We start from the raw sequence: 16,618 nt of genomic DNA, 5'->3' as shown, positions 1-16,618 counted from the left end.
ACGCCCCGGGCCAAGGCCGCAGCGGGCCTAAATGCGGCTCAACCCGAGGGAATCAGCCGGGCCGAGCCGAAACCGAGGGCCAGGCTCGCCTGCCGGGCCTGTTCGGCGGCGGCGGCGTCGGGCCAGGGACCGGTGATGACGCGAAACTTGGTGCCGGTCGTCGCGGCCTGCACCTGGGCGCGGGCCCCGACCCGGCTGGCGGTCGCCCGGGCCGCGCCGGGATCGGGATACTCCGCCACCTCGACCCAGAAGGTCTGGCCCGAAGCCGTCGGGGCATTGGGGCGCGGCGGTGCGGTAGCCTCGGCGGTCTGCAGTCTCTGGCCGCCGCCCAGCCTCGGGGCCCGGCCCAGATACCGCACCCGAACCTCGCCGACGCCCCGGCTCAGCAGGTCCAGCGCCTCGGCCGCGCCGCGCGACAGGTCGATGATTCGCGCGTCCACGAACGGCCCGCGATCGTTGACGCGCAGCACCACGCGCCGACCGTTGGCCAGATTGGTGACCTCAACCAGTCCCGGCAGCGGCAAGGTCTTGTGGGCCGCAGTCAGGGCGTTCATGTCGAACCGCTCGCCCGTCGCGGTCGGCCTACCGTGGAACGGGTCCCCGTACCAGGAGGCCAGACCCGTCTCGTCATAGGAAGGCTGCTCTTCGGGCCGATACCAGCGCCCCCGGATCTGGTAGGGCCGCATGGTGCCCGAAACGATCGGTGCCGGATCGGTTACCACCGGCATGGCGGCGACCGTCGGTCGCCCCGCGCCAGCCCCTCCCGCGCACGCCGCGAGGCTCGCCGCCGCGATCAGCAGGCCCAGGCCGCGCAAGGCGGCTGTCAGCGAAGAGAACCGTCGGAACATGGGCCCAGCATCGCGCCCGCGATTTCCGTTTTGGTTAACGCCACCTTCGCTGCTATCCCCTGCCCGCCGGACAGGTGGCCGAGTGGTTTAAGGCAGCGGTCTTGAAAACCGCCGTAGGTGGAAGCCTACCGTGGGTTCGAATCCCACCCTGTCCGCCACGGCCATTGATTTTACAGGGTTTTTTGGAATATTTTGAGATCACCCCCCAAATAGCCCGCCAAAAAATGAGCGGCAGCAGGCGGTTTCATTTGGTCTCTTTCGGACCTGCAGATCGCGTCGCGGACGGATGCAGGCCCTAGGTTTCGCTACAGTTCCGAGCCGAGTCCCCTGGGTGACGGCCGAACGAGAACCGTCCCAGCGGGGGTCGGGTTTAGCCGGACCTGCTCCCCGATCTGAAGTCCCGGTCCCCTCGCATTTAGCCGGGCATAGAACTCGGTGCCCGCCTCATCGCGGACGACGACGAAAGGCGCAGCACCGAGCTCGTCGTGGTGGCCGCTGCTCACAACCCGGCCGTTCACCGGTTGAGCTGTCAGGCTCCGGATATCACGGACCCCAGAGAGGCGGCGCGCGTGCATCGTTCGGATCATATCCTTATCGAACTGGAGACGCCTCAAGCGAGGTTCCAGTTCTCGGCTGAGGCGATAGCCGCCCGTGATCGGCGCCGCGAGCCCAAGCCCCTCCAGATGACGAAGCCGCCCTCGGGACAGGGCTTGCCAGGCTCCGGTCCCGACCCCGTCCGTGACCCTTCCGTCTGGATCGGCCGCCTCGAGCAAGCGTCGATCCAGGCCGGTGAAGCGATCCGCCGCGGTTTGCGACCAGACCCGCCGTTCGGCATCGACGCGAGACAAATCTCCGAGTCGCTCCTGCGCGACCTCCTGAGCTCGGCCGCGGATGCCGTAGGCGATGTAGTCGCGGGGAATGACGAGGTCCTTGCCGTTATCCTTGCGACCCCGCACCACCACATGGGCGTGCGGCTTCTCCGTATCGAAGTGACAGGTCGCCACCCACGCGAGACTTCGCTGGCCCAGGTCCTCGCACACGCGCGCCATGACGGCGCGCACATAGTCGCGCAGGTCGGCGATGCGGTCCCCATGTTCCGGAGAGATGATCAGTCGGAAGTGATGGCGATCCGTAGCCCAGTCGGTGGCGCATGCGGTTGGGTCGAGCCCGTCTTGATCGCGGTCGAAGAACTCCGGCCGGGCCCCTTCCTGACCCGCCCCGTGCCGCCCGAGGTAGGAAATATGTCGGGTCAGACCTGCGGCCCGCTCTGCGCCACGTCCGGCATGTCGTGACACCATCGCCTTGACGATGACGCTCTGACGGACATCCAGCCGAAAAGACCGACCGGAGCGGGTCTGCGCTGACTTGAGCACGCCGGATCGATTGCCACGCGCGAACAGACGCGAAGCCGCCAATCGCTGGAGCAGTCCGATGCGTGCGCTTGCACTGTCTCGTTTCAGGGTCTGCGGCAGCCTTATGGAGCCTGCCTCGCGAGCCTCGCCGTCGCTGGTGCTCGTCAGCCGATCATCAAGAAGATCTTGCACCAGCATGAGCTCGTTTCTCCCTTCTGCCTGAACAAGTCAGTGGGACTTGCCTGAATTCAGATCGGCTGCGCTAAGACCTTGAACATACGCGCCAAGCCAAGGGCGCAACGAGTCTCTTTTATCTTGCCCTCAATAACATCCGAGAGACCACGCAAACCGTCATCAATACAAACCAATACAGATCACATCGAAGGCAGGTGGGCCGTGCCCGGGTCCCTCCCTGGCGCGCGACGGCCAAACGAAGAAACCCGCCCGGCCAAAGCCGAGCGGGTCCATCGATCGGGCCTGGGAGCCTCACGCTGCCCGAGCTTTTATGGAGACATGTCGAAGCCCATTCTCCAGGGCCTTCTGAGCGAGGTTCAGCGCGGGACCAAAGGCCCGGTCGATCGCGCGGGTTCGATCCACCGAATGCACCAGGGTGAGGCACACCGCCGGCTCGAGGGCGATCAGTGCGTCGTTGGCCCGGAACGGCGCCGCCTTGCCGTGCGCATCGAAGTCGGCGCGGGCTAGGATCAGTTTCACGCCCTTCTGCTGGGCCCATTTTATGGCCAGCTTCTCGGAGCCTTTCGCGCCCGTGGTCGCGAGCGCCATGTCGGGCCACTCCTGCCGGGCCCAGTTCAGGGCATCGAAGATCCGACCCGCGTCCTCGACGCTGTTCGCCGTCGGAGCTCCGCGGAAGGCGATCACCGGACCGCCCGGATCAGCCTCTCCCGACCGCCGGGCCCGGATCGCCTGGATCGCCTGTTTGGCTTCCAGCTGGGCCGCTGTCAGGTGCGTGCCACGCCGGGATCCCCGCCAGGCCGTCCAGACCTCGCCCGTGGCCACCGTCCAGGCCTGAGAGGCGGCGTCGCGGATGAGCTCGCAGGCCTGGGTCGCCGCGTCCCCCGCGCGAGCCTTCGCCGTCGCTTCCTGAAGCTCGGTGTCGGCCGCCTCGGATCCGTCGAAGTCCCGATCGAGCGATCGCATCGTATCGCGGGCCCGGTCCGCGTCCCGCTCGATCCGGCCGGCCGCGGAGTGGAAGGCGCCGATGAGCGCCTCGCCGATGATGGTCTGATAGTCCTCGAGAGCCGTGTCCGAGATTAGATCCACCAACTCGGTCATGAGCGCTCGCCCGAGCTGAACCAGGGCGTCCTCGGTCGGATGCGGTCGGGGATCGCTGAGCGACGCCGACAGATCGTCGAAGGCCGAGTCGGACTTCTGAGAGGCGGAGACGAAGAGGGTTGAGTGGGTCATTGGAAGATTCCTTGAGACTGCCGAGCGCCCCATGCGCGACGACCCCGAGTTTCGGCACGGTGGGGTCCCTGGCAGTCACCGGAGCGAAGGGCCGCTTGCCCTGCGCGAAGGGGAACGGCGAAGCCGTTGACTTCCGGGGTGCCGTGACAAACTCGGAGGGCGTTGTGTGGGGGCAGGTCGTCGTCGCCCTATGCGACGACGACACCGATCGGCGCCGTCGCGCCGAGACGGAAGACGGGACAACGATCTGCCGATCCGTCGTGGCGGCGAGCCGCCGCGCCGCGCGATCGGGGACCGGTCCACGCTGGAAGGTTCGCCCTGACGGCCGATGTCTCGGCCCGGGCACTCGCCGAATTGGAAACGGCCCCGCGCTCGCGCACGGGGCCGCTGCCGTCGATGAGGCGATCAGAACGGAATGTCGTCGCTCAGATCGTATCGGTCGGCGGTCTCCTCGACCTGAACCGGATGGTCGCGTTGCGGCTCGGCGGGGTCACGGCGGTTCTTCAACCGCAGGTCGGCGACGACGAGCCTGAGGTCGTAGTGCTCGACATTGTCGCGACCCGTCCAGCTGTCGTTCTCGACATGGCCCTGGACGACCACCCGGGTGCCTTTCCGCGCGAACGCTTCGATGTATTTCTCCGCCGTCGCCTCGTTGAAGCAGACGCAGTTGAAGCCGGTTGTCCGTTCACCGGGCGTGCCATCCGCCTTCCTGAAGCGGGTCGTCTCCAGCACGCGGAAGCTCGCGCGCTTCTTGCCCGAGCCCTGGGCCGACAGAATGGAGGGTTCGGCGGCCAGATAGCCTTCGATGACCAGGGTTTGCATGTTCAGTCTCCTTGGATTGAGGATTGAAGGTGGGGGTCAGGCCGCCGCGCGGCGCGGTTCGGACGGCTCGGACGCGGCCTCGGGGTCGCGCGCCTCCGCCCAATCGAGGACGGTCAATCGGTTGACGACCAGCTCCTTGGCCGTCCGCGCCATGCCGTCCTTCGCCGTGTAGGCGGTGTCGATGAAGGCTCCGACGACCACGGCCTCACAGCCCTGGGCGAGGCCGCGGGCGATGACCTTCTCGTTGAGTCCTCTGGACCAGCTGACGCAGTTGACGCCGACGAGCCGATCACGGCCGTCCTTGTCCACGCCGCGCCGTTCGATCAGCCGGAACACCGCCTTGGCGAAGTCATCGCTGATCTGGGGGTCGGCCGCCAATCGGCCGGTGAACACCATGGTCTGCATCTCAGTCTCCCTTGATCCGAAGCGCCGAGGGAGGCGATCTCCTTCATCCCGCTTCACCCCGGACCTCCCTTCCTCCGGGCCCTCTCGCGACCGGGCGCGGCCTTCGCCCCGCCCGGTCCTCTCAGGCCGCCGCGCCGTCCAGGATCGTCTGGACGGGATGGCGCCGCAGCACCGCCTCCAGCACTTCGGGCCGGTCGACGGGCACGAACACCCGGGGAGTGAAAGCGATGATCTCGACGAAGCACCCGAGCGCGACCAGCGCGTCGCGATCGCGGCCACCCCCCACGACCTCGACGCGCCAGCGGTCCATGACGCGGGCCCGCCTGAGCCACAATCCGCCGGCCAGGGAGAGCTGCACGCCTCGGTCCACCAGGATCGTGGCGGTCCTCGCGCCGTCGGCCCAGGCGGCGCCAACGCCGGCGAGACCCAGCGCGGCCTTCAGGTTTCCAACCTGGACCTCGTCGAGGATACGACCGAGCCAGCGCCGCCCGTCGGGGCCGCGCACGCGGCGGATGGCGCAGCCCCGCGCCGGCAGTCTGCTCCAGATCGGCAGCAGCAGGCCCGTGACCAGGGTCAGCCGCCGGCTCCGCCAAGGATCGCTCGAGGCGATCTCCTCATCCCACGCGCGCCGCCACGCTGAAATTGGCGCGGACTTCCAGGCCGATTCCTCAAAGGCCTTCTCGGCCATCGTCTGACGCGCGCCGGGACGCACCAGGCGCACGGCGGCCACCAGCCGGTCCGCGACCGTTGTGGTGGTGAGGCCTCGCTCGACGATCGCCGCCCGGCCAGACTTCTCGTTGCGCATGGCGAGGAGACCTTCGGTCTCGATCGCGGCCATGGCCTCGGCGGACGTCAGAAGGTCCCGCCGCACTTTCAGCGAAAAGGTCACCAGCTCGGTCTCGGCTCCCGTCGTCGGATCGGTCCGGATGGTCTCTTGGACCAGAACCTCCAGCTCTTCCGCCTCGATGTCCTCGAGACCGCGGTCCAGATCCCCCGACGCGGCCGCTCGCTCGAGGATCCCGGCCAGGATCCCGTCGAAATCGGCGAACAGCGCGTTCTGGTCGGCGATCCGCAGCGCCAGCAGCCGGTTGAGGAAGGTATGGATCGGCGGCAGGTCGTCGGAAGGCTTCAGACCTCCGTCGGCGTCCAGAAGCTTCAGGCCCGTCCGGGTCACGAAAGTCTCCAGCGTCATCGAGGCCAGTTCGCCGAAGACGAGGGCGCCGTAGAAGACCAGCAGGGCGCGCCGCGCCCAGGGGCTCTCCAGATTGTCCTCCGCCCGGAACAGGCCGGCCCCCGCGGTCCGGCGCTCTCCGCGCGTCAGCGCGCCCAGGGTGTCCAGACGGCGCGCGATGGTCGAGGTGAACCGCTTCTCGCCCTGGATATCGGTGGTGACCGGTCGGAACAGGGGCGCGCAGGCCTGGTGTGTCCGGTGGCTTCGTCCCAGACCCTGTATGGCTGCGTCCGCCCGCCAGCCGGGCTCGACGAGATAGTGGACCCGCCTCTGCCGGTTCGGAGCCGACAGATCGGCGTGATAGCTGCGGCCGGTGCCTCCGGCGTCCGAGAAGACCAGGACCCGTTTGGCGCCCAACATGAAGGCGTCGGTCTCCACCCGGGCCGAAGCGGCGCCCCGCCGCTCGACCCCCCGCCGACCCTCCCGGGTCACGACGCGCCGCGCGCGTCCGGTGATCTCGGCGACGGCGTCGGTCCCGAACGCCTCCAGCAGGGCGTCGAGCACGCCGGGGACGGCCGGGAGACAAGCCATCCGGATCAGCAGGGCCTCCCGGCGCTCCATGGCTTCGCGACTGACCGCGGGCCGGCCATCGACCATGACCGGGACCAGGGTGACCTTGCCGTCGCGGTCCTCGATGGCCTCCATCAGATGCACGGGAAAGGCTTCGCGTAGATAGTCGAGGACGTATTCGCGCGGCGTCAGGTCGATGCACAGATTGGACCATTCCTCCGACGACAGGGACGCGAGGCGTCGCTCCATCACCGCCTCGTTGGTCGAGACGATCTGAATGACCGCGGATCGCCCCGACGCGAGGTCCTCGCGGATGGCGGCGACGAGGCTGGGAGCCTTCAGCCCCGACAACAGATGGCCGAAGAAGCGTAGCTTGGCGCCCTCGAAGGCGGAATGGACCGCCGAGGCCGCCATCGGGCTCCGGGCGCAACCGTCGTCGTCGGTCAGGCCCGTGGCCTTCAGGGCTTCGGCGAGATTGGCGTGGATCAACTGGAAGGCGTCCGCCCAGGCATCCCAGATCGCGATGTCGTCCGTCGTCAGCGGGTGGACGAGCGGGTCGTATTCCACCCCTTCGAAGGACAGGCTGCGGGCGACATAAAGGCCGAGCGCCTTCAGCTCGCGCGCCACCAGTTCCATGGCGGCGACCCCGCCGCGATCCATGGCGTCGAGGAAGTCGGCCCGTGTCATGAAGGGCGCGTCGGGCCCGCCCCAGAGACCCAGACGGGCCGCATAGGCGAGGTTCTCCGCTGTGGTCGCCCCGGTGGCGGAGACATAGAGCACGCGCGCGTTCGTCAGCCGGGTCTGCAGGGCCAGGCCGGCCATCCCCTGGAGCGACGCCTTGCGGGTTCCCCGCCCGCCCTTGCCGCCGCCGCCCGCATTGGCCATGGCGTGGGCCTCGTCGAAGGCGATGAGGCCGTCGAAGTCGCCACCCAGCCAGGTCGCGATCTGGTCGAGGCGGGACGGTTTTCCGCCCCGGGCGGGCTGGCGCAGGGTCGCATAGGTGGTGAACAGGATCCCGCGATCGAGCGCGATCGCCTCGGTCTGCTTCCAGGTCGACAGAGGCACGATGTCGTGGGCCTCGCCTCCGATCGCCGCCCAGTCGCGACGGGCGTCCTCGAGCAGGGCGTCATTGCGCGAAAACCAGAGCGCACGGACCCGGCCCTGGGCCATGTTGTCGGCGATGACGGCCGCGATCTGACGACCCTTGCCGCAGCCGGTGCCGTCGCCAAGGAAAAAGCCGCGCCGAAACCGCCGGCCCGTGTCGTCCTCATCGCGAACCAGGACGACCTCATGCGGGGCCTCGCCCGGCCGGAACCGGCCCGGGAGGAGCGAGGCATGGGCCTGGCCCGCATAGATGACCGTCTCGGTCTGGGCGTCGGAGATCCGGCCCCCGTCTCGCATCGCGGGCGGCAGGACCGGCCGGTAGGTCGGCGCGGGCAGAGGGATCGAGGCCATGGGCCCGGACTCGACCAGGGCGGATGGGTGGGGCCGCGGTTCGGGCAGGACGATACGCCCCAGGACGTGGGCCTGATACAGACCGACATCGCGCCCCTCGCCGCGCCAGGCCACCGTCTCATAGGGCACGGGGGCCGCGTCGGTCAGAAACGTTAGCCGAACGGCTCGCCCGGGGCGATGGATGCCATGCGGCGCGGGCGAGGCCGAGACCTCCGGCGCGCGGCGCGGCCGGGGCCTGGCGGACGCCCGCGGCGGGAGAGCCGCGACACACTGCGCGGCGGCGGCGAGATCGCCGGAGCGATGAATGACGCCGTCCCAGGACCCCCGCCCGCCGCGATCCATCACGAGCAGGCCGGTGTCGATCGAGACGCCGTGACGGGCGAAGGCGCGATCAGGAAAGGCGATCGCGCCCACCCTGGCGCCGTCCGCCCCGAGCGCGTGTCGCAGACGGTCCCCCGCAAGCGCGGACAGGGGAACGATCGCCGCCATCCGCCCGCCCTCGGCCAGGGTCTTGAGCCCTGCCTTGAGGTGAGCCTCCAGGTCGGTGAACGGCGGATTGCAGACCACGACGTCGAAGGTTCCAGCCGGTTCGAGAAGGTCGCCGAGGTGACGCCCGTCGAGGCGGCTCCGGGAGGCGTCGGCAAACAGGCCGTCGAGAAGCGCGGCCCGGCCGGGAGCGAGCTCGTTCAGCGTCAGGGCGGCGCCGCAGGCCTCGGCCACGACGGCCAGGAGCCCTGTTCCTGCCGATGGCTCCAGGACCCGATCGCCGGGGCGCACCTGGGCGGCCAGGGCGACCAGGGCGGCGAGCTCCGGCGGGGTCGAGAACTGGTCCAGGGCGACCTGCTGTTCGCTCCTGCGGGTGTGGCTCAGCCCGAGCGCGGACACCGAGGCCAGAAGGGCCGCGATCTCGGCCGGAGCCTCCTCCAGCCTGGCGATCTGCGGCGCCAGCCGACGGACCTGGAGCACGGTCGCCGCCTCGATCGCGTCATAGGCGTCGCGCCAGCACCAGGCGCCGTCCGCGTCGGTTCCGCCGAAGGCGGTGGTCATCACATCGGCGACCCGCCGACGGTCCAGAGGCCTGGATCGCGCCAGAGGGACCGCCAGGACACGGGCCGCGGCGAGCACATTGGCGGCGGGGTCGCCTTGCGGCGGATCAGGGAACAGCGTCGGGCCGGACGGGGCTTGAGACCGTCGGGCCGGGACAGGCGGGGTCGGGGTCACGGGACATCTCCGTCGCCCGCAGCGGAGGGGCCTCCCTCTCGGTCCTCCGGGCTCGCCCTCCCCGGCCCTTCCCGCTCCTTTTCGCGCTCCTGACGCAGAACAACGCCGCCCCGGCTCGCGCCGGGGCGGCGTCTCGGCCCGGGGGGAGGCTCAGGCGAACGCGGCCGCCAGGGCGGCTTCTCCCGCCGGGGTGACCACGAAGGCGCCCGTCCCCTCGTCGAGCCCGGACTCTGGACCTTGACCCCGAACCGCCTCCCCGACCCGCTCGCCCTCCGGCGCCGTTCCGGCCGCTTCGCTGTCGCGGACGGTCCATGAGAGGCCGGCCGGAGCCCAGGTGCGGGCCGCGGCCTCCGCCGCCACCCAGTCGACCAGTTCGGTCTTCTTCAGCGTCGCGGCCCGGTCGTCACAGACGCCCATCGCCTCCAGCATCCCGATCAGCAGGGGCTTGGCGTGGGCCTGAAGGAACGGCGCATCGGGCGTCCAGTGCAGGGTGATGTCCGCGCCGCACAGAGCGGCGAGTTCAGCGGCCTCGGCGCGGGCGGACCGGCGGATGAGGGACGTGCGCGCCTCGCGCACGTCCAGGCTGATGGCGGTCAGCTCGGCCAGCAGGGCCATCTTCTCGCCGTGAGCCAGGCGGTGGATCCAGCCCATGACGGTCTCGCCGGACGCCTCCCACTGGAGGCGGCGTTGATCCAGCCTCCGCCGGACGTCCCCGTCGAGCGCCTCGATCACGCGCCCGTCCGCCGGATTGAACGCCGTCGCCAGGACCGTGACGGCCGCCTCGGAGCGGGCGACCTGGGCCCGACGAACGAGGACATTGAACAGCCGGGCGATCAGGGCGGTCAGGGCCGCGCCCGGATCGTCGGCCAGCGCCCGGATCAGTCCGCGGGTGGCGACGTCGGTGCGGACGGCGTGGAGGGCGTGGTTGACCCCCTCGGTCTGCGGTTCCGGGGTCTCGACCTCGGGCGGCGCATAGGCCGCCGCGGTCGACGCGGCCCCGGCGTCACGGGTCTCATCGCCATCCCCGGCGGGCTCGATGTCCGACGCTCTGGGTGCGTAGCACCGGACCTCGATCCCCGTGCGCGCTGAGGGCCACATGAGCAGGGTGGTCACTGCGCGACCGCCGCAGCCGGTCTGGTCCGCCTCCAGTCTGGCATGAACCATGTCGATGATCGCTCGATCGGCGGCGTCCGGTCGGTCGGGGTCGGCCAGCGCGACCTCCACGGCCTCGGCGCGTTCGTTGAGCCGGTCGCGCTGGGCGCGGTAGCGCGCCATCTCCTCCGCCGTCAGATCGTTGCCGTAGACATAGCCGACCGCTTCGAGATCGTCGGGCAGGTCCGGTTCGGGATCCGCCGTGACATGGACCTCCAGGCCCCGGGTTTCGAACGCCGCGGCGATGCGGTGGACGCGTCGGGTCCAGAGGTCGGTAAGCACGCCGGGGTCCAGCAGGACCGGAGCCAGCTCGCCGAAAAGATCGACCTCCGTGCGTCCACCGGCCGCGCCATAGGCGGCGGGATCGACCAGGGCGCAGCGCCGGTCGCGGCCGGTCACCCGCCCCTCGTCGAGCCGCTCGAGGATCTGCCAGTCGCGGAACCCGTGGCCGTCGAGCGCCGCCTGGGCGATCTCCGCCTGCTCGGCGGGCTCCGCGAGCCGGGCCAGGAGCCGTGCCTGTTTCAGGTTGATCCTACCGGACTTGAGCGCGACCAGGGCGACCGACGGCAGGGCGGCCAGGGCCGCGAGCCGCTTGATCTCGAGCGGCTCATAGCCGAGCGCCCGCGCGATCGCCGGCACGGTCAGCCTCGACTTCATCATCCGTCCGATCGCCGCGATAACGTCGGCGATATGGACCGGCACGGCGGTGTTGGTCAGCAGGACCGCGGCGGCCTGGCGGCCGGGGTCGGTCTCGACCACGACATCCACGGGATGGTCCGCGTCGATGTCGCCGGCGTCGAGCAAATGCCCCAGGGCCAGCAGCCGGCGACGGCCGTCCAGCGCCATCCACGCTTTTTCCTTGCGGCCGCGACCGGGGCGGACCGTCAACCGCTGGAGCACGCCCGCGGCGCGGATGGTCGCAGCGAGGGTGGGCAGGTCATCGTCGGGGGCCTCGCCGTAGCGCAGGTTCTCGGGCGCGACGGCGAGGTCGCCGAGGCGCACGGTGCGCTCGTCGCGGTCGATGCGGGGGCCTGCGGGCCAGGTTGCTGAAGCGAGGTCGATCATTGGAACAGTCTCCCGCCGCGCGTCGGGGCCGATCCCCGCCGCTCCGGCGCCCCTCAGCGCCCTTCCCTCCCCTTCATCCCGGCCATGGCGACCTCGTTCCAGTCCCCGTGCGGCTCCGGCGGCCCACGCACCTCGACGCGACGGCCGATGGCCAGCAACCGGTCGCGCAGTCGCGCCGCCGCCCGCTCTCCCGCCGTGCCGCGATCGGCGGCGATCATGACCCGTTCGACCCCCGGAGGCGGGCTCCAGCCCACCAGATTGCTGACGCCCAGCAGGGCCCAGCCGGGAAGACCGAACCGGTCCATCGCCGACAGGGTGGTCAGGACCCCCTCGCCCACCAACAGGGCGTCGCGCGCTTGCGCGAGACGAACCGCGGAGCCGGGTGGAACACGTCCCACCGTCTTGCGCCCTATGACCAGTCCGGGGAGGGCGCGACCGGCCGGGTCCAGATAGGTCAGCTCCACGGCCGTCAGACCGCCGGACGGATCGTCGATCCGGGCCACCAGCGCCGGGCTCCCTCGTCCGCCCTCGCCATAGACCCGGAGCGGCGCGCGGGGGTGGAAGCGAAGGGCGCTCACGGCCTCGTCGGCGAGAATCGCCCGTCGCCGCAGATGAAGCGCGGCCGCCGACGCCGTCCCGACCGGTCCGCTCTGTTCCCAAAGCCTGAGAGCGGTCTCTCGCCGGACCCGGTCGTCCGGCCGGGACCAGGCCGGGGCCGGGTCTCCCTGGGCGCCCAGGCGACCGTTCGCATCGATCAGTCCGCGCCGTCTGAGCGCGTCGCGGGCGGCCCGCCAGTCGGTGCCGCCGAAGCCGTGGATGACCACCCGGTCCCCCACGAGCAGGAGAGAGATGGAGCGATCCCGGCGGCTGTGTCCGGGGGCCGGGACGTTGGCGCGCCGGCCGCCCTGATAGAGGTTCCCGCCCAGGGCGGCGACGATGCGATACAGCGTCATGGCGGGCTCACATCAGGCCCAGGGCGCGCAGGCTGGCCGTGCGGTCGCGGCCGACGATCAGGTGATCATGAACCTGGAGCCCGAACAGTCCGGCGGCCTGCGCGATATGGCGGGTGACGGCGATGTCGGCCCGGGAAGGGGTGGGATCGCCCGAGGGATGGTTGTGCGCCAGGATCAGGGCCGAAGCGGACAGCTCGAGCGCGCGCCGGATCACCTCCCGGGCATAGACGGGGGCGTGGTTCACCGTCCCCTGACCGGTGCCTTCGTCGCGGATCAGGTGATTTCGATGGTCGAGATAGAGGATCCGCACCTGCTCTCGGGTCTCGAAGCGCAACCGGGTCCGGACATAGGCTTCCAGGGCCGCGGCGCTCGAGATCACCTCGCGGTCCCGAAGCTCGAACGCCGAGAGCGCCGTCGTGAGACGATACAGTCCGACCAGCCCACGCGCGACGCCCGGGGACATCCCCGGGGTCGATCGCAGGGCCGCTTCGGAGGCGGTGATCACGGCACCCAGGGAACCGTATCGATCGAGAAGTCCGGCGGACAGGGACAGGGCCTGAGCCCGCGCCAGGCCGAAGCTCGCCAGACAGTGCGAGAGAAGATCGAGCTCCAGCGAGCGATCCCCGGTCCGGGGCTGTTGAAGGGGTTTGAAGGGAACGACAGAGGTCATGGGGGCACTTCCGGCGGCCGGCCGCCGTTCGACCGGATCGCCTTCCCCCGCCCTTCCTTCGCCCCTTCAGGCTGACTCCGACGCGTTGCGCGACAGACCCGGGCCATCCCCGGGACCGCGCGGTCGCCGCGCCCGCCCCCGGGCGAGATCCCTTCTTTGCGGGTCTCGCCAAGCCGGGCGCCAGCCCGTATCGGGGGACGTCTCCCGGAGGATGGAATGGCGACCCGACGCAGCGAACAGAAGGCCCGGACCCTTCGCAAGATCACGGAGACCGCCCGCCGGCTGTTCACCGAGAACCGCTACGAGGAGGTCACCGCCCGACGCGTCGCGGCCGAGGCCGGGCTGTCGACCGGGGCCGTCGCCAATCACTTCCGGACCAAGGCCGAGCTCTGGGAAGGGGTGATGAAGACACCGCCCCCCACGGATTCGGTGCTCACCCGCCAGGCCGCGGACATCGAAAGCAGCCTGCGGACCCTGTTGGCCTTCGACGCCGAGGGCCGGCACGGCACGACGGAGTGGGGCAACGCCATCCGCCGGGCTCGGACCTCCCTCGCTCGCCTGGACGAAGGTCAGGACGGGATCCCGGAGCCGGTGAGTCCGCCGACACCCGCCTCGGAGGGAGCGCCCCTCTCCAGCTCGCAGCGCATGACCTTCATCCTGGATGTCATGGAGGTGGCCGACCATCTCGGATGGCACCCGGCCAGGGTCGCCGACGCCACCCCCGTGCTTGTCGCGATGACGGACACCCTGGCCCGAAGGGCCGGCGGGGGAGCGACGGCAAGGGACCTGTCGGCGGCGTCGCTCAAGGCCGCGGCCTGGCTCCTGGTCATCTATGCCCGCGGCGTGCACGACGATCCGGCGCGCGTCTGACAGGCCGAGCGGCTTGCGACCGGACACTCAATCGTCGTCGGGTAGGTCGAGGAGGCGACGCATCAGACCGAGGACACGGCGTTGGTCCTCGACTGACAGACGCGAGACCCCGGCGAATCGAGGATCGGGCGGGAGATCCGGAAGCTCGCGAAGTCCTGCGCCCGTCCGCGCCGGAAAAAAGGTCTCGATGGGCACCTGAAAGAACTGGGCCGCGTCCCAGAGCCGGGCGACGGTGATCCTGGCCCGGGCGTTCTCATAGTTGCTGACGATCTGGTTGGTGAGGCCGAGCCGGTCGGCCAGCCCTCTCCCGGTCAGGCCGCGCGCGACGCGCAACCGCGCCAGCATCGCGCCGATGTGGACCTCGACGGGATCCGGTAGAAAGCCGTCTCGGCTCACGGGGTCACCAGACGAGGGCGGACGAATCCCCCGCCCCGTTTGTGAGGCCTGCTGGCCCGTCGCGTCGTGCCAGCATGGATCGCCTCCTCCCGGACTCCTCCTCAAGACCCTAGGGCGCTGGGCGCGGGCTTCGCAACCATCCTGCGGCTCGCCCGCCAAATCCGTCGATCAAGCTGACTGGACGGCCTGCCCTGAACGCCTCTAGCGTTGCCGGACAACAGGACGCGCCGTCATGCCCTCGCCTCTCACCGAACGTCAGGAGGAGTGCCTCCGGCTCACCGCGTTCCAGACCGACAAGGAGATCGCCTGGTCGCTCGGGATCAGCGAGAGCGTCGTCAAGAAGCACATCTTCGAAGCCTGCCGTCGGCTCGGGGTCAATCGCCGCAAGGCGGCGCTAGCCCTTCTGGAACGAAACGTACCCTCCCCCCCGAAGCACCCCATGGCGGACCCGAGCCGGATCGTGGCGGTCTCGCCGGGCAAGACGGAGGATGGGCATGGCGAGACGGCTGGCGGAGCTTCCGCGCTGGACCTGGGACGAAATGGAGGCGGCGCTCCTGAGGCTGTCGCCGACATCGCGGACCGACACGGTGCTGGAGGCCTTGCTTCTGGAGGCCCAGGCGCGGCAGTCCGAGCTGTCGCCCGAGGATCTGCTGCACGAGCTGCTGTGTCTGGGCTGGCTGATGGCCCAGGCCGGCGTTGGGGCTACCGTCCCCCGCCAGACGGCCTCGTTCGCCTCCTCATCATCGCCGCCCTCGCTGTCGTGATGGCCCTGGCCACCAAGGCGGTCCTGGATCTCATGAACGACAGCCAGCGCATGGCCCAGGCCATCGATCGCGCCCGCTGATCCCCCGAATTGCGCTTCATCCCTCTCATCCGCTTGGCGGAGGAACCCTGACGCATGGACAGAACCGAATACGGCCAGGGCGCGGCCCAGCGCCTCTATGACGCCGAACAGAAACTCGACCTGGCCCTGGCCGCCCTCAACGACCTGTCGTCCTTCCTGACCACGGGACGGATCGACCACCAGATCACCGCGGTCGTCGGACAGGAGGCGCTGACGGCCATCACCCAGGCCCAGGGGCCGGTGGTCAAGGCGCGCGCACGGCTCCTTAAGGCCCATCATGCGATGAAGGCGGACGCGAGACGCCTGAGGATCGAGTGGCGCATGAGCGGCCCCTTCGAGCCCAAGCCGGACGAGGACCAGCCGGTTCCCCGTCCGACCGGACGCTTTCTCGAGGCCGTCGGCTAGGATCAGGCGGCTGCGGCTCACAAGGAGGCCGAGGGTTGGACGGCGCGTCGTTTCATCTGTTCTATCTCGTCTCGACCTTCGTCATCTGGGCCGTCGCCTGGTGGAAGGGCGCCAAGCCCGAGCGGCTGGGCGTCCTTCTGCTCTTGGTCAACTATGTGGCCGGGGGCATGCTGGCGCCGCTGCGGCTGTGGTGGGCTCTTCCGCTGAACGACGCGGTCCTGCTCGCCGTCCTGATCTGGATGAGCCTGCGCTTCGATCGCTGGTGGATCCTGGCCACCGCCGCCGCCCATCTCCTGCTCATGCTGGTTCACATCAGCGTGCTGGGGGACCCCTCGCTCGATACGCGGGTCTATGTGGGGTCGCGCTGGTTGTTCGGCGTCATCGGTCTCTACGCCCTGCTGCTCGGGCCGGGGGAACGGTGGCTGGCCGGAGAGGCCCCGGGCGGCTGGCCACGTTGGACGCGGACACAGAGGGGCTGACAAACCCGCGTTTATGGCTAGGCTTGCGTCCATGACCCCGCAGAATACGTCCACCGGCAGCCCCCGTCGCAAGGCGGGCGTGTTCGATCATGGTGTCGGCGCCCTGCTTCGCGAGGCCCGGCTGCGCGCCGGTCTGACGCAGTCCGACCTGGGCCGCCTTCTCGGCGTGACCTTCCAGCAGGTTCAGAAATACGAGAGCGGCGCGAACCGGGTGCCGGCCTCCGCCTATCCGGTCCTGTTCTCCGAACTCGGCCTGTCGCCCCAGAAGCTGTTCGGGGCCGCCGAGCTCTCTGATGATAAGGAGGCCGCGCCCCCCATCCGGTCCCGGGCCGCGGTCGATCTGATGCGGGCCTTCGAGAGCCTGTCTCCCGAGAGGCGCGTCCTGCTCGTCAACCTCGCCAAGGAACTCTCGCGCCCGTGAGGCCGGGGCTCGGCGGTCCGGTCGCGAGCTCGCGTCCTTTTTGGCGACAACTCAAGCGATACAAGCGTCGGCCGTTTAAGGGCCGGCCGGCCCC

General features: G+C 70.0%; 15 protein-coding genes, 1 tRNA gene and 1 pseudogene. 7 read left to right on the top strand and 10 right to left on the bottom strand.

Annotated elements, in window-relative coordinates; genetic code table 11:
• Window positions 1-38 precede the first annotated feature (38 nt).
• On the bottom strand, window positions 39-848 hold the full coding sequence (locus ABN401_RS04225) for a septal ring lytic transglycosylase RlpA family protein (protein ID WP_349683583.1): 810 nt from the start codon (window positions 846-848) through the stop codon (window positions 39-41).
• Between the two features lie 68 nt (window positions 849-916).
• On the opposite strand from ABN401_RS04225, the gene ABN401_RS04220 reads away from it, so the two are divergent.
• A tRNA-Ser gene (locus tag ABN401_RS04220) sits at window positions 917-1,006 on the top strand.
• Window positions 1,007-1,153: 147 nt separating this feature from the next.
• Here ABN401_RS04220 and ABN401_RS04215 read toward each other — a convergent pair.
• The 8 genes from ABN401_RS04215 to ABN401_RS04180 all read right to left on the bottom strand — a co-directional run bounded on the left by ABN401_RS04215 (window position 1,154) and on the right by ABN401_RS04180 (window position 13,109).
• Entirely contained in the window at window positions 1,154-2,398 is a 1,245-nt protein-coding gene (locus ABN401_RS04215) for a DUF3363 domain-containing protein (RefSeq protein WP_349683582.1), read from the bottom strand.
• A gap of 288 nt (window positions 2,399-2,686) precedes the next feature.
• Window positions 2,687-3,625, bottom strand: a complete 939-nt coding sequence (locus tag ABN401_RS04210) for a DUF2493 domain-containing protein (protein WP_349683581.1) — start codon at window positions 3,623-3,625, stop codon at window positions 2,687-2,689.
• Window positions 3,626-4,030: 405 nt separating this feature from the next.
• Entirely contained in the window at window positions 4,031-4,447 is a 417-nt protein-coding gene (locus ABN401_RS04205; RefSeq protein ID WP_349683580.1) for a single-stranded DNA-binding protein, read from the bottom strand.
• Between the two features lie 36 nt (window positions 4,448-4,483).
• Window positions 4,484-4,852 (bottom strand): single-stranded DNA-binding protein, encoded by a 369-nt coding sequence (locus ABN401_RS04200; RefSeq protein WP_349683579.1) that lies wholly within the window; start codon window positions 4,850-4,852, stop codon window positions 4,484-4,486.
• Window positions 4,853-4,973: 121 nt separating this feature from the next.
• Complete coding sequence (locus ABN401_RS04195) at window positions 4,974-9,212, bottom strand: strawberry notch-like NTP hydrolase domain-containing protein (RefSeq protein WP_349683844.1); 4,239 nt, start codon at window positions 9,210-9,212, stop codon at window positions 4,974-4,976.
• A 207-nt stretch (window positions 9,213-9,419) separates the two neighbouring features.
• Window positions 9,420-11,486: a ParB/RepB/Spo0J family partition protein gene (locus ABN401_RS04190; protein ID WP_349683578.1), complete on the bottom strand. Its 2,067-nt coding sequence runs from the start codon at window positions 11,484-11,486 to the stop codon at window positions 9,420-9,422.
• Between the two features lie 53 nt (window positions 11,487-11,539).
• Window positions 11,540-12,439 (bottom strand): DUF7146 domain-containing protein, encoded by a 900-nt coding sequence (locus tag ABN401_RS04185; RefSeq protein ID WP_349683577.1) that lies wholly within the window; start codon window positions 12,437-12,439, stop codon window positions 11,540-11,542.
• 7 nt (window positions 12,440-12,446) lie between these two features.
• Window positions 12,447-13,109 carry a JAB domain-containing protein gene (locus ABN401_RS04180; RefSeq protein WP_349683576.1) on the bottom strand — a complete coding sequence of 221 codons (663 nt, stop codon included), beginning with the start codon at window positions 13,107-13,109 and terminating at the stop codon, window positions 12,447-12,449.
• Window positions 13,110-13,325: 216 nt separating this feature from the next.
• Between ABN401_RS04180 and ABN401_RS04175 the strand changes: the two genes are divergently transcribed.
• The gene (locus ABN401_RS04175) at window positions 13,326-13,979 is read left to right on the top strand and encodes a TetR/AcrR family transcriptional regulator (protein WP_349683575.1); all 654 of its coding nucleotides are present in this window, start codon (window positions 13,326-13,328) and stop codon (window positions 13,977-13,979) included.
• A 27-nt stretch (window positions 13,980-14,006) separates the two neighbouring features.
• On the opposite strand, the gene ABN401_RS04170 is transcribed toward ABN401_RS04175, so the two are convergent.
• The gene (locus ABN401_RS04170) at window positions 14,007-14,375 is read right to left on the bottom strand and encodes a helix-turn-helix domain-containing protein (RefSeq protein ID WP_349683574.1); all 369 of its coding nucleotides are present in this window, start codon (window positions 14,373-14,375) and stop codon (window positions 14,007-14,009) included.
• Between the two features lie 232 nt (window positions 14,376-14,607).
• Between ABN401_RS04170 and ABN401_RS16315 the strand changes: the two are divergent.
• From ABN401_RS16315 to ABN401_RS04150, 5 genes and pseudogenes are all read left to right on the top strand, one after another.
• Window positions 14,608-14,757, top strand: a pseudogene (locus ABN401_RS16315) (helix-turn-helix domain-containing protein); the annotation flags it as partial.
• A 112-nt stretch (window positions 14,758-14,869) separates the two neighbouring features.
• Window positions 14,870-15,139: a hypothetical protein gene (locus ABN401_RS04165; protein WP_349683573.1), complete on the top strand. Its 270-nt coding sequence runs from the start codon at window positions 14,870-14,872 to the stop codon at window positions 15,137-15,139.
• A 134-nt stretch (window positions 15,140-15,273) separates the two neighbouring features.
• A complete protein-coding gene (locus ABN401_RS04160) occupies window positions 15,274-15,624 on the top strand; it encodes a hypothetical protein (protein ID WP_349683572.1) in 351 nt (116 codons plus the stop codon).
• A 35-nt stretch (window positions 15,625-15,659) separates the two neighbouring features.
• Window positions 15,660-16,103: a hypothetical protein gene (locus ABN401_RS04155; protein WP_349683571.1), complete on the top strand. Its 444-nt coding sequence runs from the start codon at window positions 15,660-15,662 to the stop codon at window positions 16,101-16,103.
• Between the two features lie 31 nt (window positions 16,104-16,134).
• Window positions 16,135-16,524, top strand: a complete 390-nt coding sequence (locus ABN401_RS04150; RefSeq protein ID WP_349683570.1) for a helix-turn-helix domain-containing protein — start codon at window positions 16,135-16,137, stop codon at window positions 16,522-16,524.
• Window positions 16,525-16,618 lie beyond the last annotated feature (94 nt).

The organism is Brevundimonas aurifodinae (assembly GCF_040195595.1).
In the GTDB taxonomy this organism is placed as follows: domain Bacteria; phylum Pseudomonadota; class Alphaproteobacteria; order Caulobacterales; family Caulobacteraceae; genus Brevundimonas; species Brevundimonas aurifodinae.
The sequence above is the reverse complement of the archived record's forward strand: the minus strand, read 5'-3'. Positions and strand labels throughout refer to the sequence as shown.